The organism is Lentibacillus halodurans (assembly GCF_900112045.1).
Taxonomy (GTDB): domain Bacteria; phylum Bacillota; class Bacilli; order Bacillales; family Amphibacillaceae; genus Lentibacillus; species Lentibacillus halodurans.
The window spans coordinates 192,952-214,904 of the sequence record NZ_FOJW01000008.1 but is presented as its reverse complement, the minus strand read 5'-3'; the positions used below and the strand labels follow the sequence as shown (position 1 = coordinate 214,904).

General features: G+C 41.8%; 25 protein-coding genes and 1 rRNA gene. 10 read left to right on the top strand and 16 right to left on the bottom strand.

The window, feature by feature from the left end; all coding sequences use genetic code 11:
* Positions 1–165, bottom strand: a 16S ribosomal RNA gene (locus BM195_RS11450); the annotation flags it as partial.
* A gap of 1,258 nt (positions 166–1,423) precedes the next feature.
* Complete coding sequence (locus tag BM195_RS11445) at positions 1,424–2,302, bottom strand: nucleotidyltransferase-like protein (protein WP_090238095.1); 879 nt, start codon at positions 2,300–2,302, stop codon at positions 1,424–1,426.
* A gap of 466 nt (positions 2,303–2,768) precedes the next feature.
* Here BM195_RS11445 and BM195_RS11440 point away from each other — a divergent pair, with 466 nt between their 5' ends.
* Positions 2,769–3,161 (top strand): DUF2614 family zinc ribbon-containing protein, encoded by a 393-nt coding sequence (locus BM195_RS11440; protein WP_090238093.1) that lies wholly within the window; start codon positions 2,769–2,771, stop codon positions 3,159–3,161.
* A gap of 51 nt (positions 3,162–3,212) precedes the next feature.
* Here BM195_RS11440 and perR read toward each other — a convergent pair whose 3' ends face one another.
* The 6 genes from perR to BM195_RS11410 form a co-directional block, all read right to left on the bottom strand.
* Entirely contained in the window at positions 3,213–3,662 is a 450-nt protein-coding gene (perR, locus tag BM195_RS11435; protein ID WP_090238089.1) for a peroxide-responsive transcriptional repressor PerR, read from the bottom strand.
* 178 nt (positions 3,663–3,840) lie between these two features.
* Positions 3,841–4,401, bottom strand: a complete 561-nt coding sequence (locus tag BM195_RS11430) for a cob(I)yrinic acid a,c-diamide adenosyltransferase (RefSeq protein WP_090238086.1) — start codon at positions 4,399–4,401, stop codon at positions 3,841–3,843.
* A gap of 3 nt (positions 4,402–4,404) precedes the next feature.
* Positions 4,405–5,352: a D-2-hydroxyacid dehydrogenase gene (locus BM195_RS11425; protein WP_342028037.1), complete on the bottom strand. Its 948-nt coding sequence runs from the start codon at positions 5,350–5,352 to the stop codon at positions 4,405–4,407.
* A gap of 66 nt (positions 5,353–5,418) precedes the next feature.
* Positions 5,419–6,015 carry a sugar transferase gene (locus tag BM195_RS11420; protein WP_170848236.1) on the bottom strand — a complete coding sequence of 199 codons (597 nt, stop codon included), beginning with the start codon at positions 6,013–6,015 and terminating at the stop codon, positions 5,419–5,421.
* A 257-nt stretch (positions 6,016–6,272) separates the two neighbouring features.
* Complete coding sequence (gene bcp, locus BM195_RS11415; protein ID WP_090238076.1) at positions 6,273–6,740, bottom strand: thioredoxin-dependent thiol peroxidase; 468 nt, start codon at positions 6,738–6,740, stop codon at positions 6,273–6,275.
* A 35-nt stretch (positions 6,741–6,775) separates the two neighbouring features.
* Positions 6,776–7,228, bottom strand: a complete 453-nt coding sequence (locus BM195_RS11410; RefSeq protein ID WP_090238072.1) for a potassium channel family protein — start codon at positions 7,226–7,228, stop codon at positions 6,776–6,778.
* Between the two features lie 242 nt (positions 7,229–7,470).
* Here BM195_RS11410 and BM195_RS11405 point away from each other — a divergent pair, with 242 nt between their 5' ends.
* Positions 7,471–8,760, top strand: a complete 1,290-nt coding sequence (locus BM195_RS11405) for a glutamate-1-semialdehyde 2,1-aminomutase (protein WP_090238069.1) — start codon at positions 7,471–7,473, stop codon at positions 8,758–8,760.
* A gap of 279 nt (positions 8,761–9,039) precedes the next feature.
* On the opposite strand, the gene BM195_RS11400 is transcribed toward BM195_RS11405, so the two are convergent.
* The 4 genes from BM195_RS11400 to mutY form a co-directional block, all read right to left on the bottom strand.
* Positions 9,040–10,800, bottom strand: coding sequence for an ABC transporter ATP-binding protein (locus BM195_RS11400; protein ID WP_090238066.1), 1,761 nt, complete (start codon positions 10,798–10,800; stop codon positions 9,040–9,042).
* Positions 10,801–10,930: 130 nt separating this feature from the next.
* Complete coding sequence (gene ntdP / locus BM195_RS11395; protein ID WP_090238063.1) at positions 10,931–11,458, bottom strand: nucleoside tri-diphosphate phosphatase; 528 nt, start codon at positions 11,456–11,458, stop codon at positions 10,931–10,933.
* 211 nt (positions 11,459–11,669) lie between these two features.
* Positions 11,670–11,846: a gamma-type small acid-soluble spore protein gene (locus tag BM195_RS11390; RefSeq protein WP_090238060.1), complete on the bottom strand. Its 177-nt coding sequence runs from the start codon at positions 11,844–11,846 to the stop codon at positions 11,670–11,672.
* Between the two features lie 147 nt (positions 11,847–11,993).
* On the bottom strand, positions 11,994–13,064 hold the full coding sequence (mutY, locus tag BM195_RS11385; RefSeq protein ID WP_090238057.1) for an A/G-specific adenine glycosylase: 1,071 nt from the start codon (positions 13,062–13,064) through the stop codon (positions 11,994–11,996).
* Between the two features lie 96 nt (positions 13,065–13,160).
* Between mutY and BM195_RS11380 the strand changes: the two genes are divergently transcribed.
* Positions 13,161–14,147, top strand: coding sequence for a metal-dependent hydrolase (locus BM195_RS11380; protein ID WP_090238054.1), 987 nt, complete (start codon positions 13,161–13,163; stop codon positions 14,145–14,147).
* Between the two features lie 104 nt (positions 14,148–14,251).
* On the opposite strand, the gene BM195_RS11375 is transcribed toward BM195_RS11380, so the two are convergent.
* Positions 14,252–14,587 (bottom strand): YfhH family protein, encoded by a 336-nt coding sequence (locus BM195_RS11375; RefSeq protein ID WP_090238051.1) that lies wholly within the window; start codon positions 14,585–14,587, stop codon positions 14,252–14,254.
* A 93-nt stretch (positions 14,588–14,680) separates the two neighbouring features.
* Here BM195_RS11375 and BM195_RS11370 point away from each other — a divergent pair, with 93 nt between their 5' ends.
* A complete protein-coding gene (locus BM195_RS11370; protein ID WP_090238048.1) occupies positions 14,681–15,340 on the top strand; it encodes an SDR family NAD(P)-dependent oxidoreductase in 660 nt (219 codons plus the stop codon).
* A gap of 161 nt (positions 15,341–15,501) precedes the next feature.
* Here the strand turns inward: BM195_RS11370 and recX are convergent, their stop codons facing one another.
* A complete protein-coding gene (gene recX, locus BM195_RS11365; protein WP_090238044.1) occupies positions 15,502–16,314 on the bottom strand; it encodes a recombination regulator RecX in 813 nt (270 codons plus the stop codon).
* 106 nt (positions 16,315–16,420) lie between these two features.
* Between recX and BM195_RS11360 the strand changes: the two genes are divergently transcribed.
* Both BM195_RS11360 and BM195_RS11355 read left to right on the top strand, forming a co-directional pair.
* Positions 16,421–17,308 (top strand): TIGR01777 family oxidoreductase, encoded by an 888-nt coding sequence (locus tag BM195_RS11360; RefSeq protein WP_090238042.1) that lies wholly within the window; start codon positions 16,421–16,423, stop codon positions 17,306–17,308.
* A gap of 64 nt (positions 17,309–17,372) precedes the next feature.
* Positions 17,373–17,498: a YfhE family protein gene (locus BM195_RS11355; protein WP_090238039.1), complete on the top strand. Its 126-nt coding sequence runs from the start codon at positions 17,373–17,375 to the stop codon at positions 17,496–17,498.
* A 392-nt stretch (positions 17,499–17,890) separates the two neighbouring features.
* Here BM195_RS11355 and BM195_RS11350 read toward each other — a convergent pair whose 3' ends face one another.
* A complete protein-coding gene (locus BM195_RS11350) occupies positions 17,891–18,193 on the bottom strand; it encodes a hypothetical protein (RefSeq protein WP_090238036.1) in 303 nt (100 codons plus the stop codon).
* A gap of 158 nt (positions 18,194–18,351) precedes the next feature.
* Here BM195_RS11350 and BM195_RS11345 point away from each other — a divergent pair, with 158 nt between their 5' ends.
* The 4 genes from BM195_RS11345 to BM195_RS11330 all read left to right on the top strand — a co-directional run bounded on the left by BM195_RS11345 (position 18,352) and on the right by BM195_RS11330 (position 20,830).
* Positions 18,352–18,768 (top strand): helix-turn-helix domain-containing protein, encoded by a 417-nt coding sequence (locus BM195_RS11345; protein ID WP_090238033.1) that lies wholly within the window; start codon positions 18,352–18,354, stop codon positions 18,766–18,768.
* A 164-nt stretch (positions 18,769–18,932) separates the two neighbouring features.
* Entirely contained in the window at positions 18,933–19,145 is a 213-nt protein-coding gene (locus tag BM195_RS11340; RefSeq protein WP_425283917.1) for a PLDc N-terminal domain-containing protein, read from the top strand.
* On the top strand, positions 19,146–20,054 hold the full coding sequence (locus BM195_RS11335) for an ABC transporter ATP-binding protein (RefSeq protein ID WP_090238026.1): 909 nt from the start codon (positions 19,146–19,148) through the stop codon (positions 20,052–20,054).
* Positions 20,054–20,830: an ABC transporter permease gene (locus tag BM195_RS11330; protein WP_090238023.1), complete on the top strand. Its 777-nt coding sequence runs from the start codon at positions 20,054–20,056 to the stop codon at positions 20,828–20,830. Before BM195_RS11335 ends, BM195_RS11330 begins: the two co-directional genes overlap by 1 nt.
* A gap of 413 nt (positions 20,831–21,243) precedes the next feature.
* Here BM195_RS11330 and BM195_RS11325 read toward each other — a convergent pair whose 3' ends face one another.
* Positions 21,244–21,951, bottom strand: coding sequence for a hypothetical protein (locus tag BM195_RS11325; protein WP_090238020.1), 708 nt, complete (start codon positions 21,949–21,951; stop codon positions 21,244–21,246).
* Between the last annotated feature and the right edge of the window lie 2 nt (positions 21,952–21,953).

Genomic DNA, 21,953 nt, shown 5'->3' with positions numbered 1-21,953 from the left:
AGTTATCCCGGTCTTACAGGCAGGTTGCCCACGTGTTACTCACCCGTCCGCCGCTCGTTCCACAAACGTCCATCCGAAGATTTCAGTTTGCTTCCCGCGCTCGACTTGCATGTATTAGGCACGCCGCCAGCGTTCGTCCTGAGCCAAGATCAAACTCTCCAATAAAGTTGTCATAAGACTGACACCGATCAGCCTTATCAATATCTCAGCTTCAAAAATTGATTCAGGGGGTCTAAGAAGCTCTCATCGGCATATAACCGATTTCTAGCTCCCTGCCTCTGACATCTGTTTAGGCATCTTTCTTGGTTGTTTTGTTCAGTTTTCAAAGAGCAAATTCAGTGCCGCCTCTCAAAAAGCGACTTTAATAATATACCATCTTTCAACCACAAAGTCAATAATTTTTTATTGATTTTTTGAAAGCATGTAGTTGCGCTGTTAACGACAACGATAATAAAAGTAACATGTTAACCTCATTGTTATCAAGAGGAAATTTTAAACGAAATCTGTCGGCCAAATTCAATATGAATTTTTGCGACGGATATAAATGTACCATGCATGATAATGAAAGTCAATAAGCATTTTCGAAAAGATTAAAAGCACTTTGTAAATGCCCAATATGAAGAATGATTTGTTCCCCCTTACTCATGGGATAGGAAATCTCCAAACTCTATCACCAACTCGAGTTATTTAACAAATCATACGTAGAACGCTATTGTAAATGCAAAACTGGCACCTGTAAAACAACTGACGATACATGCGTCACCACAATGAAGAACCTGTACAGCAACGGATTTGTCACATGTCTATCCGACGTTCTGATTTGACTTGCAGGACTAAACGGTAGCGTAAGGATTTTACACAGCAGAGAAATTCACCTCTATACCAAACATATCAATGAATACATCCATTTATTTGCGATTGTTTTTGATCATCATATATGTTTAACACTTTCCCATTAGAACTACTACCTTTTTAACACCCTTATGGACTTTTGTAGTGAGTGTTTCTAAGAAAGAATACGTCCTCAGAGCAATTTTATTAGGCTAAACCTCCGTTGACCCGACAATGGCCTATGCTTAGCTACGTTAGCGATATCCCATTTACTGTGGCTTTTAACTTCTTGATGCTTGTATTTGCAGTTCGGAAACAAACCTGGAGAGAACCAAAGGGTTTTAATGCAGTCATAATTCGTTTTTCGTACCATTCAGGTTTCAGGAACGATGGACAATTGAGCGGGTTATAGCGATCTCTTTCCCGAGGGGTGATTGATCCCCGCTTATTGTTGTTTGTAGCTCTCCTCATAATTGAAGTGGGAAACTTCTCATCTTTTATTCATGATAAAGTAAACAGAAACTACTCAAAACATTTCTCCATTCCTTCAAATAAACTTCCGACTGCATTCCTGACAACATACTGGCTATACCTAGCTCTCCTCTATATTCGCCAGATATTTGCGCTGATATACACCTGCAGCTTTCGTTTCAATTTTTTCTGTTGCCATAATTCCTTTTTCGGTCAGATAATTGAGCATTGCAGTCAGATCTAGTTCATACGGTCTAATACTAGGATTTTGTTTCATTTCTCCATATGACCAAGCATTGCTTTTTGTTTCCATAATATCCAATAAATGCTTTGCCGACGTCTTTGCCCTTCTGCTGATCGTAAAATCCGCAGCAATTATCATCAACTGCACTCGTTTAGCTATATCTTCATTGCTTTCAATTAATTCTTCATACAGCTTATATACTTCAGGGTCGATTTTCTTTACTTGGTTCCATAATGTCATTTCCGGATAGTACCCTTTTTCAATGATCGCGAGTCTTGCCAAATAGTGCAGCGAATGAACCATCCGGCTAAATGCATCTTTATACTGTTCGGACATGTAAAGGTCTTTTACCTCCGTATAACTTTTAAGCAATTTCCCAAATTCCATTGCCTTTCTTAAATCTCTTTTTTTGTGCGGGAAATTTCTTAGCTGTTCTTTTAAACCGGATATATACTCATCCCGCTCAAAAATAATGCTTCCTGCCATAATCCATTCGACTGCTTTCCTATACCCGCTTGTGTCGATCCATTCCCTTAATAAGTTTTCAGTTATCGTATGCATGACCGCTGTTTTACCATTGAATTCATAATGCTGTTCCTGCCAGTTCACTTCTGCTGTGCTTACAACAAAAAGTAAAATGACATCGAAATTATCGGTAATCGGGCTGTCCGGACGCCTTTTTTCAATTAAAATAGCCCCTAATGTATAAGGATTGTCCACACGTTCCTGATAAATTGGTCTTAATAAATCCTCCATTTCACAGTTCCTCCATTAAATTGGATACTATATATTATTCGTTACTATTTGGTAAAATCCTCTTTCAAAATCAAAAAAACTGGCTTGTCGTGAAGTCATTGGGTGAAAGTCTTCGTTCTTCCTATATAAATATGCTATACTAGCCTTGTATCCCGTATGTAACAGTCAGTAAAATCCATTACCACTATCTTGGGCAAATACAGAAAACTGCAGTGGATTTACTCCCGTAAATGTCCGATTCGGTTCAACTAACATTCAGCGGGGAAAGCACCCGCTGAATGAAGTTTCACTTTATCCCGCATGTAACGGGCAGTAACAACACGCTTCAAAAGTTTAAAATGAAACCAAGCTAGATTAGCGAGATTCAACTGCCCGTAAATGTCCGATTCGGTTCAACTAACATTCAGCGGGGAAAGCACCCGCTGAATGAAGTTTCACTTTACCCACACAACAAGGAGGACTCATCATGGCTGAAAAGTTGGTCTATTCCAGTAAAATAAATAAGATCCGTTCATTCGCGCTCATATTAATTTTTGTTGGGTTTGCAGTTATGTATGGGGGGCTGTTGTCCAAAAGTATTGAGTGGCTGATGCTGACATTATTTCTGCTCGGCCTGCTGTTTATTATCCTAAGCTGTGTCGTCTATTTCTGGATCGGGCTTTTATCAACGAAGGCCGTTCCAATTATGTGTCCAAGCTGTGAAAAGCCGACAAAAATGCTTGGCAAGGTTGATGCGTGTATGCACTGCAAACAGCCGCTGACACTCGATCAAGATTTGGAAGGCATGGAATTTGATGAAAAGTACAATAAGAAAAAGTACCGCAATGAAGTAAAAGCCAAGATGAAAAATGATCAATGAAAATGAAAAAATCCAGCCGCGAAAGCAGACTGGATTTTTTATTTCATACATTTAATGTTTTTGTGTCTCTACTTGCTGGCAGTCTTCACATTTACCATAAATTTCCATTCGGTGATGACTGACCTCAAACCCTGTTACTTGTTCAGCCAAGGACTCGACTTCATCCAACGTCGGATAATGAAAATCCTCAATCTTGCCGCATTCTTCACAAATAATATGATAATGTTCACTTGAGTTATAATCAAAACGGCTTGATGAGTCACCGTACGTCAATTCCCGGACAAGACCGATTTCGCGCAAAACACGTAAATTGTTGTAAATCGTCGCAACACTCATGTTTGGAAATTTACCTTCAAGGGCTTTATAAATATCATCGGCTGTCGGATGAACCATCGCGTTAAGGAGATACTCAAGAACCGCATGACGTTGTGGTGTTATGCGTACGCCAGAGTCTCTGAGTGTATCGATTGCTTCCTGCAATTTTTTATCAGACACCGTCATGCACCCCGCTTTCAGTATTTATTCAATCCAAAGTATTATTATATTATAATTCTTATAATTAAGTGTACCCGCTCTCACTGCATTCTGTCAATATAAGTATATTTCCATCATGTTCATATTATTAATCCAAAATGCAGAAAAGAGCGATACCAATTTTTGATAGTCGCTCCTTTCCGTGTTAAATATCCGCTTTTAATGTTATTTCTTTTCCGCCAAGTTTCTGGTTGACATATCTTGCTGCTACAAACAAAAAATCGGAAAGCCGGTTCAAATAGGATATGACAAGCGGATTGACCTCTTCCTGTTCATTCAGGGCTATGGCTGTCCGCTCTGCACGCCTTGTAACTGTCCTTGCACTATGCAGCGCACTTGATGCTGAATGTCCCGATGGCAGGATAAAATTCCGCAGCATTTCCAAATGCTGATCCCAGGCATCCATCTGATTCTCCAGCTCCTCGATATGTTCCTGCTTCAATTTCCAGGTCACTTCCTTATCATTTGGTGTTGCAAGCTCAGCTCCGACATGAAATAAAATCGTCTGAACACGGTGCATTTTTTTCAAAAAAGCTTCCTTATCCGTCCAATCCTCCTGATCGAGAAAGCTCAGTGCCAGTCCAATTATGGAATTGGCCTCATCACATGTCCCATATGCTTCAACTCGGAGATCATTTTTCGGTACACGTTTACCGGATATTAATGATGTGTTCCCTTTATCGCCTTTTTTTGTATAAATCCGCAATTTTTAATACCCCCTGGTGACATCAATTTTGTTCACGTAATCTGCTTCACCGTTCAGATAAGTTCTCAGGTTTTGTTCAAAAATGTCAAGCGCACGCCTCTGATAATGCGGAGACACACCGGATAAGTGCGGTGTGACGGTTACATTCTCTTCCTTCCAAAACGGGTGGTCTTTGGGAAGGGGTTCTTCTTCAAAAACATCCAGTACAGCATGGGTAATCTCCCCCGCACGAACTGCTTTTAAAATCACTTCTCCTCGGACAGCATCACCACGCCCCATATTCAGAAACACAGCATGATTCGGCATTCTCCGGAAATGATCATATGTAAAAAATTTGATTGTCTCCTCCGTGCTTGGCATAACAGATACGACAAAGTCTGCTTCAGGCAGCACTTGCTCAAGATCATCCTGTTTGACATTTTGATCAAAATACTCCACCGGGTGGCCGCTTCTTGAAATACCGTATACTTCCATCCGAAATGCCTTCGCAAGTCGGGCCACTTCCTGACCGATTGCACCGGTTCCGGCAATAAGCATGGTTTTGCCCGTTATTTCCTGCATTCGTACCGATTTATCCCAATTTTTTGCCGCTTCATTCGCCGTCAGTTGTTTACTTTGACGATATACTTGCAACAGCATGGAAATGGCATATTCAGCCATCGGGTATTTGTGAATGCCTCTCGCATTGGTAACCAGAATCCCCCGTGCATTGATGGCTTCAAATGGCATTTTATCGAGGCCTGCTGACAGCACCATGATCCATTTCAATTGCAGAGCCTCACTGATCAAACCGCCGTTAAGGTCTTCTCCATAGGTGATCAGAATTTCAGCATTGTCTATGTGCCTGGCTGCTTCGTCCATGTTACTGCAAAAAATAAAGGTTACATCAGGATAGCGTTCACGAAGCCTTATTTGATGTTTTTCCGAAATTTTTGCTGAAGAAAGGATCATCAATTTAATTCCTCCATTATATCTTTATCCCACCTCTATCGTAACCGTTTTCGAATGAAAAAGCTATTACTTCATACGCTGTTTTAATGCACGACAGATGATCACCATATCCCATTTCACTGAACAATTCCGGATATAAAAAAGATCATCCCTGATTTTTTTGCCGTAATTTTGATTGGTGTAGCCATTGATTTGGGATAAACATATTATTCCAGGTTTCACCCGAAGCCGTTGTGCCTGATACTGGTTATAATGATCTGCAATTTCCGGCACTTCAGGACTCGGCCCGACCAGACTCATGTCCCCTTTTAATACATTAAATAATTCCGGAATCCGATCCAGGTGATATTTTTTAAGCCAATTACCTGTTTGAGTAACCGTCTGCGTTGTATCACGTTTAAAATAAAAGGCATCCGGCACCCCATTGTCCCAGTTTTTTGGGAAAGGGTGCGGCGGAAGGGAACGGATCACCTTGGAGGAATTGGTCTTCGTGCGGAACCTCCACAAAACAAATATACGATGCTCCCTGCCAACACGGGCCTGCCTGAAAAATATCGGTTTCCCTTCTTTTTTCATCATCCGGCAGGCAATCCAGACCATGAACGGTGTCAATACAAGCAAACAGACCAGACTGATGGCAATGTCGAGGGACCTTTTTATCATGAAAAACAGCTGCTTATTCCTGACAGAGACAGATCGCAATCGGACATGCTGACGAATCTCCATGACAGCCACACACCTTTAATGTTTTATTCAGTAAATGTTATTCCGGAGAATGAACCTGTATAACATGACGCCTGCAATTATAATGAAACTGTAATATACGAAAGGGTGTGGGAAGCGTGACAGGATCTGATCCTCTGCCCTCCATAAATAATATAAAAACAGCCCATCCCAAAAAGACGGACTGTCGCATTTTATTAACCAGCTTCCCTTAAATAGTCAAGTGCTTCTTCCACATGCCCGTCCACTTTCACTTTACGGAACTCCTTTTGCAGATTCCCTTCTTTATCAATGATGAAAGTGGAGCGTTCGATGCCGTAGTATTCTTTGCCAAAGTTTTTCTTGAATTTCCACACTCCGTAGTCTTCTGCGACTTTATGATCTTCGTCCGCGAGCAATATAAACGGCAGATCGTGTTTATCAATAAATTTCTGATGACTTTCAACCGGATCGGGACTGATGCCAATAATAACTGCATCCAAGTCACTAAAGCTTTCATAAGCGTCACGGAAGTCACATGCCTCGTTGGTGCATCCCGGTGTCATATCTTTTGGATAAAAATACAGGACAACATGTTTGCCTTTGAAGTCAGACAGGCTTACTTGCTTTCCATTCTGATTCGGCAATGTGAAATCCGGTGCTTGTTTACCTAATTCTGCACTCATCGATATCCCTCCATAGAAAATGTCGATTATCTTCACTATAGCATATCTTGTCTCCTGTCTCTATTCTGCTGATTCGATTGCACCAGTTTAAGCACAAATGCTGTCGGCAGGATATATCCAATCAGCGCCTGTACGAGTGCAATAAGCCTGCCAATGCCGATTGGTGTAATATCCCCATACCCAATCGTCAATAATGTGACTCCACTGAAGTAAAGGGAATGGATAATGGAGCCGAGAATACTTACCTCACGCAGTTCCCCGTTCTCAACTAATAGAATATGGTTCATGGACAATATAAAATAGATCAGTCCAAATCCTAAAATGACAATTAAATAAATCATGAGTAACGTATAAAAAATCTCAGCAGAAAAACGACTCTCCCGCATTTGAAGCCGCTTGTGGAATATTCCGCCGCGAATGAAATCCATAATGCTGATCATGACAATCACAGCAATCCCAATTATGATTACCCAAGAAATAATATCCATAGAATCCCCTGCCCCTATATGATTCATATGCTTATTCACTTAAAGAATTGTCATATATTTTTCGTAATCCCTCCGATAGGATATAATCGGATTGAAGGATTTATATTCTTCACGGAGGATAATCTTATTTACATAAGTGAGAATTCATTTAGCAGAGAGGCATTTCCCTGTTGAATGTTAGTTGAACGAATCGGACGGTTACACCGGGACAAAAAGTAATATATCATACAGGAGGCATTTTTATGGATTTTTCAACATCAAAAGCATTGCACAAAGAAGCACTTGATCATATTGTCGGCGGGGTGAACTCACCATCTCGCGCCTATAAAGGTGTCGGCGGCGGCACACCTGTCTACATGGACCAGGCAAAAGGCGCCTATTTCTGGGACGTTGACGGCAACAAATATATTGATTATTTGGGAGCGTATGGGCCAATCATCACCGGGCATGCCCATCCACATATTGCAGAGGCCATAACACATGCTGCCAGCAACGGCGTCTTGTATGGCACACCAACTAATCTTGAAAACAAATTCGCGAAAATGCTTAAAGCGGCCATTCCATCACTAGAAAAAGTGCGGTTTGTCAATTCCGGAACAGAAGCAGTTATGACAACAGTACGGGTAGCACGCGCTTATACGGGCAGAAATAAAATCATCAAATTCTCCGGCAGCTACCATGGCCACTTTGACTCGGTACTGGTTGAAGCAGGCTCCGGACCAGCAACATTGGGAACACCCGATTCAGCAGGAATCCCGCAGTCTGTTGCAGAAGATGTCATTACTGTTCCATTTAATGACCTGGATACATTCCAGCAAGCAATGGAACGTTGGGGTGATCAGGTTGCAGCTGTCCTTGTGGAGCCGATTGTCGGCAACTTTGGCATTGTCGAGCCACATGATGGCTTTTTACAAAGTGTTAAAGATGTTTCGCATGATGCTGGTGCACTGGTTATCTATGATGAAGTCATTACCGCATTCCGGTTTACATATGGCAGTACACAGCAAATTTATGACATCGAACCAGATATGACGGCAATGGGCAAAATCATCGGGGGCGGATTGCCGATCGGTGCGTATGGCGGCCAGCAGGATATTATGGAACAGGTTGCACCACTCGGACCGGCTTATCAAGCTGGTACAATGGCCGGTAATCCGGCATCCATGGCAGCAGGTATTGCGTGTCTGGAAGTGCTTCAGGAAGACGGTGTGTATGACAAACTGGACCGGCTTGGTGAGCGTCTGGAAAATGGTATCTTGGCTAAGGCATCTGAATTGAGCGTTCCAATTTCTGTAAACCGTGTATGTGGTGCCCTTACTGTTTATTTCGGCGGTGATACTGTTGAAAATTATGAACAGGCAGAAGCCAGTGATGGTGAATCATTCGCCCGGTTTTTCTGGCTGATGCTTGAACAAGGCATCAACTTGGCACCAGCCAAGTTTGAAGCATGGTTTTTAACGACCGAGCATACTGAATCCGATATCGACAAAACCATTGAAGCTGCCGGCAGAGCCTTTGCTGCTATGGCTTAACGAAGCAAACAGATACGGCAAACAATTTTCAGATTTGAGGAAATTAGCGCATGCCGAGTTCAACAGACACGCTTACATAAATGCACGCCTTCCGACCGGAGGGGTGTTTTTCTTCTTTTAACTATCATCGAAACAAACGTGAAAAAGGGGATATTACATTTAATTTTCTTGCCCCTTTTTCCGGTTTTATTTCGATGGTAGCAGTAAGAAGGATCCCTTGGTGGATGCGCAAATTTGGCGTTGTCAGCGGTTTGCCGCTCCCAGCATCCTGCATTAATATCAAGATCCCGTATGAGCATCCAAATTTTGTACTTGATACAGATCATAATAATGCCCTTTTCGCTGCATTAATTCACGATGTGTACCGATTTCTTTAATCTCACCATCCTCAATGTGGACAATCCTATCAGCATGTGTGATGGTTGCCAGCCTATGTGCCACGATAAATGTCGTCCGATCAGAAGCAAGCCGTTCCATTGCTTCCTGAATAATATGCTCACTTTCCAGATCAAGCGCTGATGTTGCTTCATCAAAAATCAGGATTGGCGGATTTTTCAAGAACACACGTGCAATAGCAATCCGCTGTTTTTGCCCCCCGGAAAGCTTGACACCACGTTCACCAACCAGTGTGTCATAACCATTTTGCAGATTCTGGATAAAATCATGAGCATTGGCCGCTTTGGCTGCAGCAACAACTTCTTCATCAGTTGCTTCAGGATTGCCCATCCGGATGTTCATGGCGATGGATTCACTGAACAATATATTATCCTGCAGCACCATGCCAATATTATCACGCAACGAACGGGACTCCACATCACGAATATCCATACCATCAACCTTAATTGAGCCGCCCGTCACATCATAAAATCGCGGAATAAGGCTGATCAGCGTCGACTTACCACCGCCGCTCATACCGACAAATGCAATTGTTTCGCCGCTTTTAACATGAAGAGAAACATCGTGTAATACATCAGTTTCTTCGTCTTCATATTTAAATGAAACATAATCGATATCGATTTTGCCATCAATGCGCCCAATTGATTTCGCATCTTTTTTATCAACAATATCGTATTTTTCATTCATCAGCTCAAAAACACGGTCAATCGACGCAATTGACTGAGTCAGGACGGTTGATGAACTAATTAACCGCCGCAACGGACTGTAGACTCGTTCCATATATCCAGAGAAGGCAACCATGGTCCCGACTGTTACGTTCCCCTGAATCACCTGATAGCCCGCAAATGCAATAACCAATAGTGGTGCCAGATCAGTAATGGTGTTCATGACAGCAAAGGTCTTGGCATTCCAGTCTGTATGATTCAGCGCCTTGTTCAGAAAGTTTTCGTTTCGTGCATCAAATTGACCTTGCTCATAATCCTCCAATGCAAAACTTCTTGTGACCGGAATGCCCTGGACGCGCTCATGCAAGTGTCCCTGTACTTCAGCAAGTGACTGTGACCGTTCTCGTGTCAGCCTTCTGAGTCTTCCATAAAAATATTTCACAGAAAATCCAAAGAACGGGAACAAAATGATGGCGACAATTGTCAACCCAACATCCATCGTCATCATAATCCCGATTGCAATCAAGATCGTGATCATATCGAGCCAAATATTCATTAATCCTGTCACAACAAAATTTTTCGTTTGTTCGACATCATGTATTACCCGGGAAATAATTTCCCCGGTTTTTGTCTGAGAATAAAACCGCAGACTTAATTTTTGGATATGGTCAAACAGCTTATCCCTGATATCATAAAGGATCGTGTTGCCAACCCATTGCGCCAGGTATTGTCGAAAGTATTCAATTGGAGGGCGCAAAATAAGAAAGATGACAAATGCTCCACCCATTAACCAAAATAAATGCTCGAGCCTGGCTGCATCTGAGAGATCATCTGCATTAATTATATTGTCAATCACATACTTTAGAATCAGTGGAATAAGAAGGGGAATGCCAAATTTTAAGATTCCGACAATCACTGTTATTAAAATCTTCCACTTGTATGGCTTAACAAACTGTAAATACTGTTTAATACTGCTCATAAGCGTCAATTCCTTCATTATTGATAGGTTGAAGAAAAGCCTTGCTACAATCGTAACAAGGAACTTTCACATGGATACATATTGCATTATAAAGCTTTTCCGTCTTGATAATCAATCAATTAATTTGTGGTTAATAATACGTTAAGTACCGTTCATACCACTGGTCGATGAATTCGGCCGAAAAAGGACCTTGGCGTTGTCTGATCCATCTTAGCAAATGACCGATATGGTGATGCAAAATGCGATCCAGAGAGCCGGGATAGTTCATTTGTTTCTTGTGCTCCTCATATTCATCCTCATCCAGTAATTTATACGTCATATCCGGATACACCTTGACATCAAGGTCATAATCAATATATTTTAACGCTTCTCCATCAAATGCAAATGGGGAACTAATATTACAGTAGTAATAAATACCATCATTACGCAACATCCCAATGATATTAAACCAATAGTCTGCATGAAAATAACAGATGGCAGGCTCTCTGGTTATCCAGGTACGTCCATTACTCTCATTCACTCGGGTTTTATCATTTGCACCAATTACAATCATGTTGGTACCTTTCAATACCAGGGTGTTTTCCCACACACGGTGCAACTGGCCATTATGTTTGTAACTTTGTATTTCTATTGTTGATCCTGCCTGTGGAGCAGCCATCCAATCTCTCCTTAAAAAGTTCTTCAGGTAACAAATAGGAATTCCTTTCTCCGGAAATCCGCAATTCCTTGTCCCTTTATTATAATTCCAATCATCGTCTGTAACAAAGCAGAAGCTCCATTATGCTAAAGTCAGCGATTGGTTAAGCTGACAAATAAAAGAGCTCCCTGGGGAAGGGAGCTCTCTAATGCAAAAATTGGGGGTGGTTACGTTATTTCTTATTTTGCTGTGATTTTTGGTTTTTTTGTCTGACTGATTGTGCGTCTGTTTCAGATCCAAACTCAGTACCGAACTGACCTTGTCCTTGTTGTGCCTGCTGGTTTTGCTGTCTTACTTTTTGTACGTTGGTACCAGCAGATGTTTGGTTGGGCTGTTGTTTTTTAGCCATCAATATCACCTCCGCAGTCATACTTTTTCCATTTTGCAGGCTGTTATCCATCATAAACAGAGTTAAAATTAACTGTTACAGGTATAAAATGGAAAAGCATACCGCGTCAATGCCTGCATATAGTAAATAGGACAAGTTATACTGACTTCAGGTTATATATTGCATCATGTTTTGATGGGACACAGGGAATGGATAATTGTCCATTTCATTACAGCTCACAAATCGCAAGCGTTCGTCTGTTGTCTGATTACTTGCTGTGACCGCAGCAACAACTTCCAACTGCCAAATAATATGGGTAAATACATGTTTGAGTTCACCCTGTTTAGATAATAGTTCAACATCGATGCCGTATTCCATTTCAAACCAATTTTTCGCATGATCTTTCCCGATTTCATCGACCGGAACCATCGGGAACTGCCACATATTTGCCAGCAAACCGTTATCAGGGCGTTTTTCGATCAGGTATTCATTATTGTCATTACGGATTAAGAGTACGATATAAGGAACTTTTTTCTGTTTTTTTGCTTTAGACTTAATGGGCAGATCCTGTTCCATCCCTTCCTGAAACGCGCGGCAAAGTTCCTGAACGGGACACAGCATACACATTGGTTCCTTAGGTGTACATACTAAGGCACCGAGCTCCATAATGCCCTGATTGAATGAAGAAGGATCATCGTGTGAAATGAGCGTCTCCGCATAACGTTCAAATTGCTTTTTTACCTTTGGCTGAGCAATGTCGTCTTCTATTTTTAAAACACGCGAAAGCACTCGCATCACATTACCATCGACAGCCGGCTGTGGCTGATCGAATGCAATCGATAAAATGGCACCTTTTGTATACGGACCGACACCTTTCAGGGATCCTAATGATTTTGGATCATCCGGCACTTCACCGCCATACGAAGCAACAACTTCACGGACAGCGTTTTGCAAATTCCGTGCGCGGGAATAGTAGCCAAGACCTTCCCATGTTTTTAAAACATCCTGCTCGTCCGCATTTGCTAAATCATATACGGTTGGATATTTTAACATAAACCGTTGAAAATAAGGAATAACGGTATCAACCTTGGTTTGCTGCAACATGATTTCGGAAACCCAGACCTTGTACGGATCCTGATCATAGCGCCAAGGCAGATCGCGTTTATTATGTTGATACCATTCGATTAATCGTTCCTGGAATGCATAAATGTCAAAATTCTGTAATAATCTTTCAGTCATTCTGTTACATCCTTTTGTTACAATTAAAATTGGCTTTCAGCTTGCTTTCATTAAATCAATTTACAACATGAACCTAATCTAGGAGGAACCTGACTTATGGACACAGGCACCCATATTGTTATGGGGATTGCAATTGGCGGGCTGGCAACACTTGATCCCGCTGTGCAAAATGATCCTGCTTTATTTAACACTGTACTGGTCGGAACAATCGTAGGTTCACACGCACCAGACTTCGATACCCTTTTAAAATTGCGAAACAATGCTGTTTATATACGACATCACCGCGGAGCCACCCATTCGATCCCCGCTGTTCTCATGTGGAGCGTCCTGATAGCCGGCATCATTCATACAATCGTTCCAAGTGTCAATTTCCTGCATTTATGGGCTTGGACGGCACTTGCGGTTATCATCCATGTTCTTGTTGATATCCCCAATGCTTATGGGACACAAGCATATCGGCCATTTTCCAATAAATGGGTTGCACACGGATTTATTAATACGTTCGATCCGTATATTTTCCTGCTCCATATCGGTGGGATTGTTGCCTGGCTGCTTGGAGCAAACCCAGGCTATACGTTTCTGATCATTTATGCCGTCATTGCGCTTTATTACATGAAACGTTATATGGATAAACGGGAGATCATCCGAAAAATCAGGGAATTTTACCCGAACACCGAACAAATTGCAACCTCTCCAACCATTAAGCAAAACCGCTGGCGGGTTGCCATTACGACGACAGATTATTTTTATGTAGGGCTGGTAAAAGACAGCCATATTGAAATTGTCGATCAATTTGAGAAAGTTCCATTGCCTGACAACGACCTTTTTCGATTGGCAAAAAAGGATAAAAATGTTGATGCATTCTTGTCATTTTCCCCGGTTTATCGCTGGGAAGTCCACAACTTCGATGATTTCACCGAAATACGATTCATTGATTTGCGGTACCGTTCGAATGAACGCTATCCGTTTGTAGCTGTCGTCCAGATTGATGATAACATGCGCATTTTGACATCCTATACGGGCTGGATTTTTTCCGAGCAAAAACTGCAAAACAAACTTGAGATCGGCGACAATCCAATTTAAAGAAGAACCCGGTTTGCAACGGTCATATATCGGAAAGCGAATATGGAGAAATCGGTGATCAGCCGATTTCTTTATATTGCTTGAATAAATCAGCCGCTTAGCGATTACGCCTTGACCTTATCCCCCAGCAATGAAATCGGAAGCGCCTCTTCTTTTTCGTGCACTTCATTCAATAAGTTGACACGGTGACCCCAGGCAAACACGCCATTTATGTAATTGATTTTGAATTTATAGCCAGGATCGCTTTTCAGTTCATGTACATCCTGAGGGGAGAAATCATCCGGATTCAACATGTAGGCAATAGCAACCTGCATTTTCCTTTCATTAATCGCCACTTCACTAATATTTCCCAGCTGTTCAGCTTTTTGGGCTTTTTCCTTTAACCTGCCAACTTCTTCACGTAACTGTTCAACTGTATAATCACTATATCGATAATCCATTTTCCTAGCTCCCTTCTCTATCAGTTTACATTTTATCAATTGTTTAGCAAAATAGAAATCATAATAGTTTACGATATTGGAGGGGGATCCGATATGTCAACAGTTGCAATCACAGGGGCCGGAAGCGGTCTTGGACGTGCACTTGCCCTAAAATATGCCAATAATGATTATAAAGTGTATTTATTGGGACGACATGATACGAAGCTTCATCTGGTACAGAAAGAAATTCAGGAAAATGGCGGCAGTGGAGAGGTGATCCTTTGTGATGTCCGGGAGCCGGCTTCAGTCAGCATCGCTTTTCAGCAAATCGGCGAGCTGGATATTTTCATCAATAGTGCCGGCATCGGAATCTTTGGACCTTTGAAGGAATACACCAGCGAGGATATTGACAAAACACTGCATACCAATGTCAAAGGCGCCATCCTCTGTGTCCAGTCTGCACTTCCAATAATCCGAGAAAGCAAAGGACGGATTTTAACGATCATCTCAACAGCCGGTCGGCGGGGAAAAGTAAATGAATCCATTTATTGTGCAAGCAAGTTTGCCGTTAAAGGTTTTACGGAAAGCTTGCAGAAGGAATGGGAACATGAGCAGATTGCGATCACGGCTGTTTACATGGGTGGCATGAACACACCTTTTTGGAATCATTCATCGCATGTTGAGGATCCGTCCGTACTGCAAGAGCCTGCAGTTGTGGCCGAGCAGATTTTCAATGAGGATGACGGGCGGAACGAAATCATGATTGACCAATAAGAAGCTTCGTAAGCGCGCTGGCGAAAGATCTAATCACCGGATATCATTTTACAGTTATCAACCAATGATTACATTTTTCTACCAAATTATCGCGGTAACAACCAAATCTTCACGGTTATTTATTCAAATGAATTGTTCATTGGACCAGTTCCCAATCCTGTTTATTCTTCAAGATTTTCATTCAAAAACGTGTTAATCAAATCAATCGTAAAACCTTTTCGGTACAATGCTTCCTTCATTTTATTGCGAAGCTGGAAGCCGCTTAATTTTTGCTGGTGTTTAAACAGCAATTTTTCGCCTTGCTTAACAAGCGCTTCCCATTCAGCAGCATCATCTTTCTGTTCCTGGAGTTCTGCTGTCACAGCCTGTACAACATCACCAGAAAAGCCTTTTTGCATCAGTGTACCCTGCAGCTGCTGGATTTGTTGGCGGAACGACTTTCGATTGCCGGAATGAAGCTTTTTCTCTGCCAATTTCTTTGCTTTTTCATACTGCACGTCATACGTGTACAAATCAGCTGCCTCGCCGGCAATCGGCTCATCTACCCCTTTTTGCATCAGCTCTTGCTTGATCAGCATCGGCCCTTTACTTGACGTCTGCATTCGCGTCCGAACAAATGCATCTGCAAATTGCCTGTCATTAACCAGCCCTTCAGCGATGAGTTTTTCCATAATTTTAGATATATGCTCGTCGTCCACTTCCTTTTTGACGAGATGGTCATAAATTTCTTTTTTTGAGCGCATCCGGTAGCTTAAAAAATTGATCGCAAGGGTATATGATTTATGTAGCGTATCTTTATGGATGAGTGCCTTAATGGTTTCATCGTCAAGCTCCATATTTTTACGTAGCCGATATTCAATTAATATGGCTTCATCAACACTGAAACCATACTTCTCGGCTTTGCCGTCATCGAGAAAGATATTGTAGCGGTCTTTATGTTTCTTTTGTGTCGTGATCCGGGAAATTTTCGACAATATGACTCCCCCTCATGCATTATATTGTATCATGAAAATCGCCGGATGGATTAGTATACTATACGACATATTTTGGAATAAACTATAATGAAATGGAGTGAGTCACATGAACATTTTGATTAGCGGCGGAACCGGCTTTGTCGGCAAGCATCTTTCCAATGCACTAACCGAACAAGACCATTATGTATACATAGTAACACGCTCCCCAGAAAAACACAGGAACACCAGGAAAACATCTTTCATCAGTTATAACCATCCAATTGAAGATCTGCCAGAGATTCAGGCGGTCATTAATCTGGCTGGAGACTCATTATTTGGTTATTGGACCAAAAAGAAAAAGGAGGCGATCCGCACTAGCCGGATTGACACAACTCAGCACGTTATCCGGATGATGGAACAAATGGACAAAAAGCCGGATGTATTCATCAGCGGGTCAGCTGTTGGGTTTTATGGCACTTCCGAAGACCTCGTGTTCACCGAAAAAACTACTCAGCCTGGTGATAACTTCCTTGCAGGCGTTGTGACGGAATGGGAGCAAACTGCAAAACAGGCGGAAAAGCTTGAAATCCGTACCGTTTACACACGATTTGGCGTTATTTTAGGGAAAGAAGGCGCGCTGCCGTTCATGAAATTGCCTGTGAAAATGTTTGCCGGTGGCAGAATTGGCAGCGGGGAACAATGGATTTCCTGGATTCATATAAACGATGTCGTCGGGATGATCCAATTTTGTCTGTTTAATGACCATATTAGTGGTCCTGTCAATGTAACCGCTCCAAACCCAAAGCGGAATAAAGATTTTATCAGCGTACTGGCAAACGTCCTAAATCGCCCCAATTGGATTCCGGTGCCCGCCTTGATGATTGGGGCTGTGATTGGAGAAATGAGTATATTGGTTGCCAAAGGGCAATACGTTCTGCCCCAAAAAGCACAAGCATACCATTACGCATTTTCCTACTCAGATCTCAAAGAGGCTTTACAGGAAACAGAACGCTAGGAATCGATTTTGTGTATATTTTCAATGGGACAGGTAATCCTAGATGCAAAGTGAGGGATTATCTATGCCGAAAAAACCCATCGAACAGGAAAAATTTTTGTCCAAAACACAGGAAGTTCTTTACCAAAAAGAATTCAGACGGGCCGACCGAGCGTATAATCGGGTAACCCAAAGAGGAAACCGTAGTTAACAGCGCGGTTTCCTTTTACTAGTCCACCACAAAATATATGCGCTGTTGGTAAAGTGACACTTCATTCAGCGGGGCGTCCTACCCCTTCTGAATGAGTTTACGACGCACAGAACATGCTAGTGCAAGTATGCGACAGGACAAGGAAAGCTGCAGCAGGGAATACATCGCACGAAGAAAAAATGCTTTCCTGTTTCGAGGACGTCTGCACTTAACTGCCGGGCAGCTCACCCCCACTTACCCTTCTTCGTATTACCTCAAATCCTGAGGCGGGAGCTTGCTGACCAGTATATACGGGATTAATCTGTGAAATTCCTCCACATAAAGAGCAATTATTCACACATTTAGTGGATAACTTTCTTTGATTATGTGGATAATGAGGATAAAACTGTTTATTACTTTGTGTTAGCCAATGAAGATGTGGATAACGCTGGGGATGGATCCAGCACCCCTTTGGCCTCATTCAATGCTTCCAGTTTACATGCCCCAAATCCAAATCCTGTATTAATATCTTCCGTTTCAAGTACTAATGCCACCTGTAGAATGCTAGCTTTGTCCACATTCCATAAGTACATCATTACTGTATCTTTATCTATAACATGTATTTCAAAATCTTCTTCTTGAAACACTGCCCTAAGAATCGTAATTTTTGTCAGACTCGTAATCGTCTTATGGAACAGAATCAGACAGCTCACCATTTGTATCCCCTCCTTTAATGTGCCGTTTAAACACATAGTACTATATGTTCATATTAAGCACAACAAAATAGTCTTTATAAGCTTTAAGTCATGATAGGATTTAAATATCCTTGGAAGAATCAGGATAATTTGTCCATTAATATGCAGAGTGTGATAATATGAACTTGGAAAAGATCGCATACAACATTAAGTTTTTACGTGAGCAAAATGGCTGGACACAGGAAAAACTTGCAGCTAAATTGAACATATCTCGCTATGTTGTCATTCGATGGGAAACAAATAAAGTAATCCCGGATTTGGAATCATTAATAAAATTAAGTGAACTATTCGATGTGACCATTGATCATATCGTTGGTAATCATTCATTCCGGGAGGATTTACTGAAAGATTTCAAGCGGATATACAGTTCAAAAACAAAACCATTCGATGAGGAAGCAGTGGAGCTTATCCAATATTTAATGGAAAATCCCTCGTTTAAAAAGCAGGTTTTCCGCCTGCGCAATCTCCCGATTCGGAAGCAGCAGGCCGTACATGATATGCTCGAAAACTTTATCGAAAAGGTTGACAAAATATAATCTTCAACTGAATGGAGAATGAACTGACAGCCATCCTTTATACCGCAACCATCAACTGGCATTTGATCATTGAATAATATGACAAATGCCAGTTTTTCGTTGGTAAAGAATCCTTTTTGCACTATATCCCGTATGACAACTATATAATCAGATGGGAGTGTATCATGATGGAAGAAGTCAATTTATTCAATGACATCAATTGGGCTGTTATAGCACCAATACTGGTCATTCAAGGCATTTTAATAATCGTTGCCATCATCGACCTGATCCGGATTGACAAAACAAACGGACCAAAATGGATGTGGGGACTGATTGTCATACTGATTAACATTATCGGCCCCATTATTTATTTCATTTTCGGAAGGAGAAATGACTAAATGGTATTGCTTAACGTCGAAAATTTAAGCAAAAAATATGATAGAAAACCCGTCATCGATCAAGTCAGTTTTCAATTTGATTCCGGAAAATGTGTTGCCTTGATTGGTCCGAATGGTGCTGGAAAAACGACAACTTTACGCATCCTTTCCGGGCTGTTAAAACCGACGAGCGGATCAATTACATTTACCGGTATAAAACAACATGATGATATCCGGAAGATGATCGGCTATTTGCCGCAGCATCCTGTTTTTTATAAGTGGATGACTGGATGGGAGTTTTTGATTTATACCGGCCGGCTTGCGCACTTGTCAAAAAAGGAAGCAACAAAACGTGCTGAAAAACTGCTAGAACGTGTAAGACTGACCGAGGCCGCAAATAGGCGAATCGGTAAATACTCTGGCGGTATGAAACAACGGCTCGGGATTGCACAAGCCATGATTCACCACCCGACATTGCTTGTACTCGATGAACCGGTGGCATCACTTGATCCAATCGGCCGCCGTGAAGTACTTAGCTTAATGGAAGAATTGAAGACTGACATGACGATTTTATTTTCAACGCATATTTTGAGTGATGCCGACGAAATAAGTGATGAGCTTTTATTGCTGCACGATGGCAGGATCGTTGAGTCAGGGTCAATGGATGAACTTCGCAGCCAGTACCAGACCGCAAAAATGGAGCTTGGTTTTGACGGGAACTTGGATGACTATCAGAAAAAGGTGGTTGCCATGCCTGCTGTGACAACATGTTATATTGACCGGAACCTCCTGCATGTGACAGTGACGGATATCGGGGCAGCACGTCTGCAGATTTTAACGGCAGCTTCAACAGAACAATGGCCATTGACATCATTTGCAATTAACCGGGCATCACTCGAGGATATGTTTATGAAGGCGGTGAATAGCTAATGCAATGGTGGACACTTTTTCAAAAAGAATTGATCGAAAACGTCAGGAATGTCAAATGGATCTGGGTGCCGCTGATTATGATACTGATTGCGATCATGGATCCACTGACCAATTATTATTTGCCGCAAATAATTGAAGCTGTTGGTGGAATGCCTGAAGGTGCTGAGGTACAGCTACCCGAATACCAGCCAGATGATGTCGTCATGATGAGTTTAGGACAATTCAGCACTATCGGCGTGTTGACCATTGCACTCATATCAATGGGGACGATTGCCGGTGAACGTAACAGTGGTGTTTCCGAACTGATTTTGGTTAAACCCGTTTCTTATATGAACTACATTACGGCGAAATGGGCATCATTAGCACTGCTGGTCCTGACTGCCTTTGCACTTGGAATGGCTGCCAGCTGGTACTATATCAATATATTATATGGCGACCTATCTTTTGGAGCGCTGCTGCAGGTTTTATTCTTTTACGGATTATGGCTAACGCTGGTCATATCACTGTCTATTTTTTACAATACGTTATTCAAAACACCTGGGATTGTTGCATTTCTAACTTTAGCTACAATAATACTCATGGGTCTGATCACCACAATTTTTTCTCACGTCCTTGAATGGAGCCCGAATTATATGTCCGACTATATCCAGCAAATGCTCATAACCGGGAGTGTTCCAGGCGAATTAATCGGAACGGCAGGCGTTACCATCATTCTGGTCATTTTACTGGTTTTTGGCTCTGCCAGCATATTTAAAAATAAAGAATTAGCAGGTTAAACGAGGCTGGGACATCACTAAAATAAGGGGGCTTATAAGACGACCAATAGTCCGTTTTAGTGGTGGAAATATACGTAGACGCCAGCAGGAGGAAAGGCCTGAGTGAGATCCCGCAGTGCGAGTGCATGCGGGGCTCACCAGCCGTCTGCGGAAAGCGACGAGCGAAACTAAACTGCGAGTTGCGAGGAGTGCTGCTTCTCCGAAATCTCATTCAACACGACGAGCACCTAATATATTTCCGCAGCGGGATATACCTTGCTTTGTTTGTTCGGGTTCTTGTTTTATAAACGTTTTTTGTCACAGCTTTTTTTAATGGTGTTTTTGTTCGTCTCAATGCCAAAATCGGCTGAATCACTTATTTCCCCGCTCAAGCATCCAACCTCCGGAAAAAAGTGAGACATCCGCACTTATTACTATCTCACTTTAACCGTTGTAATCCTTCGCAAAAACAGAAAAGAAATGGCGTAAATAACTACTCCGATACCGAACAGCTGATAAAAGAATCCTAAATCAATATCAGCAACCAATTCAAACAAGAAATCAATCAGCCATCCCTGTGCTATTCCTATAAGACAGACAATCAGCAACACTCCCAGGAAGCTGCCGCCACCTGCCAGACCATACTTGTAGAATATCAAACCGATGATAAACATCACTGACAGGAAGAAAAACATGATAGACATATCTATTAAAATCCTTGTATACCATGTGTCATCCAGAAAATATGCCGGGTGAAGAAACATAAATAAATCAATCCCTGACACATTCAATAATGACATGACAAGCTCCTGCAGAATACTTGCGGCAACAGACATGGCAAATGAAAGCGCAAGGAAAAATATGCCAACACTGACAAATAAATTTTTACGTGTCGCCCCCATTTTAATTGAAAAAGGCACTGATTCCTTTACGGTCAAAAATCCCAGAATCGCACAATAAACATACATTGGTCCAGTAAGACTAAGTGTGAATAAAGCGTCATCGTCATCTATTCCAGACAGGAAATACGTAAACGCAAGCGAAACAACTAAAATCCCTAGTAAAATCGTCCAAAAGATGGTTAATGAATGCCTGATATCTGCTCCAAAGAAATAGAGTAATCCCTTTATCTGTCTCCCCATTG

Coding starts and splice junctions, on each gene's coding strand:
- BM195_RS11445 (WP_090238095.1), bottom strand. CDS start 2,302: ATGGAGGATTTATTAAGACCAATTTATCAGGAACGTGTGGACAATCCT.
- BM195_RS11440 (WP_090238093.1), top strand. CDS start 2,769: ATGGCTGAAAAGTTGGTCTATTCCAGTAAAATAAATAAGATCCGTTCA.
- perR (WP_090238089.1), bottom strand. CDS start 3,662: ATGACGGTGTCTGATAAAAAATTGCAGGAAGCAATCGATACACTCAGA.
- BM195_RS11425 (WP_342028037.1), bottom strand. CDS start 5,352: ATGATCCTTTCTTCAGCAAAAATTTCGGAAAAACATCAAATAAGGCTT.
- BM195_RS11420 (WP_170848236.1), bottom strand. CDS start 6,015: ATGATAAAAAGGTCCCTCGACATTGCCATCAGTCTGGTCTGTTTGCTT.
- bcp (WP_090238076.1), bottom strand. CDS start 6,740: ATGAGTGCAGAATTAGGTAAACAAGCACCGGATTTCACATTGCCGAAT.
- BM195_RS11410 (WP_090238072.1), bottom strand. CDS start 7,228: ATGGATATTATTTCTTGGGTAATCATAATTGGGATTGCTGTGATTGTC.
- BM195_RS11405 (WP_090238069.1), top strand. CDS start 7,471: ATGGATTTTTCAACATCAAAAGCATTGCACAAAGAAGCACTTGATCAT.
- BM195_RS11400 (WP_090238066.1), bottom strand. CDS start 10,800: ATGAGCAGTATTAAACAGTATTTACAGTTTGTTAAGCCATACAAGTGG.
- ntdP (WP_090238063.1), bottom strand. CDS start 11,458: ATGGCTGCTCCACAGGCAGGATCAACAATAGAAATACAAAGTTACAAA.
- BM195_RS11390 (WP_090238060.1), bottom strand. CDS start 11,846: ATGGCTAAAAAACAACAGCCCAACCAAACATCTGCTGGTACCAACGTA.
- mutY (WP_090238057.1), bottom strand. CDS start 13,064: ATGACTGAAAGATTATTACAGAATTTTGACATTTATGCATTCCAGGAA.
- BM195_RS11380 (WP_090238054.1), top strand. CDS start 13,161: ATGGACACAGGCACCCATATTGTTATGGGGATTGCAATTGGCGGGCTG.
- BM195_RS11375 (WP_090238051.1), bottom strand. CDS start 14,587: ATGGATTATCGATATAGTGATTATACAGTTGAACAGTTACGTGAAGAA.
- BM195_RS11370 (WP_090238048.1), top strand. CDS start 14,681: ATGTCAACAGTTGCAATCACAGGGGCCGGAAGCGGTCTTGGACGTGCA.
- BM195_RS11360 (WP_090238042.1), top strand. CDS start 16,421: ATGAACATTTTGATTAGCGGCGGAACCGGCTTTGTCGGCAAGCATCTT.
- BM195_RS11355 (WP_090238039.1), top strand. CDS start 17,373: ATGCCGAAAAAACCCATCGAACAGGAAAAATTTTTGTCCAAAACACAG.
- BM195_RS11350 (WP_090238036.1), bottom strand. CDS start 18,193: ATGGTGAGCTGTCTGATTCTGTTCCATAAGACGATTACGAGTCTGACA.
- BM195_RS11345 (WP_090238033.1), top strand. CDS start 18,352: ATGAACTTGGAAAAGATCGCATACAACATTAAGTTTTTACGTGAGCAA.
- BM195_RS11340 (WP_425283917.1), top strand. CDS start 18,933: ATGATGGAAGAAGTCAATTTATTCAATGACATCAATTGGGCTGTTATA.
- BM195_RS11335 (WP_090238026.1), top strand. CDS start 19,146: ATGGTATTGCTTAACGTCGAAAATTTAAGCAAAAAATATGATAGAAAA.
- BM195_RS11330 (WP_090238023.1), top strand. CDS start 20,054: ATGCAATGGTGGACACTTTTTCAAAAAGAATTGATCGAAAACGTCAGG.
- BM195_RS11325 (WP_090238020.1), bottom strand. CDS start 21,951: ATGGGGAGACAGATAAAGGGATTACTCTATTTCTTTGGAGCAGATATC.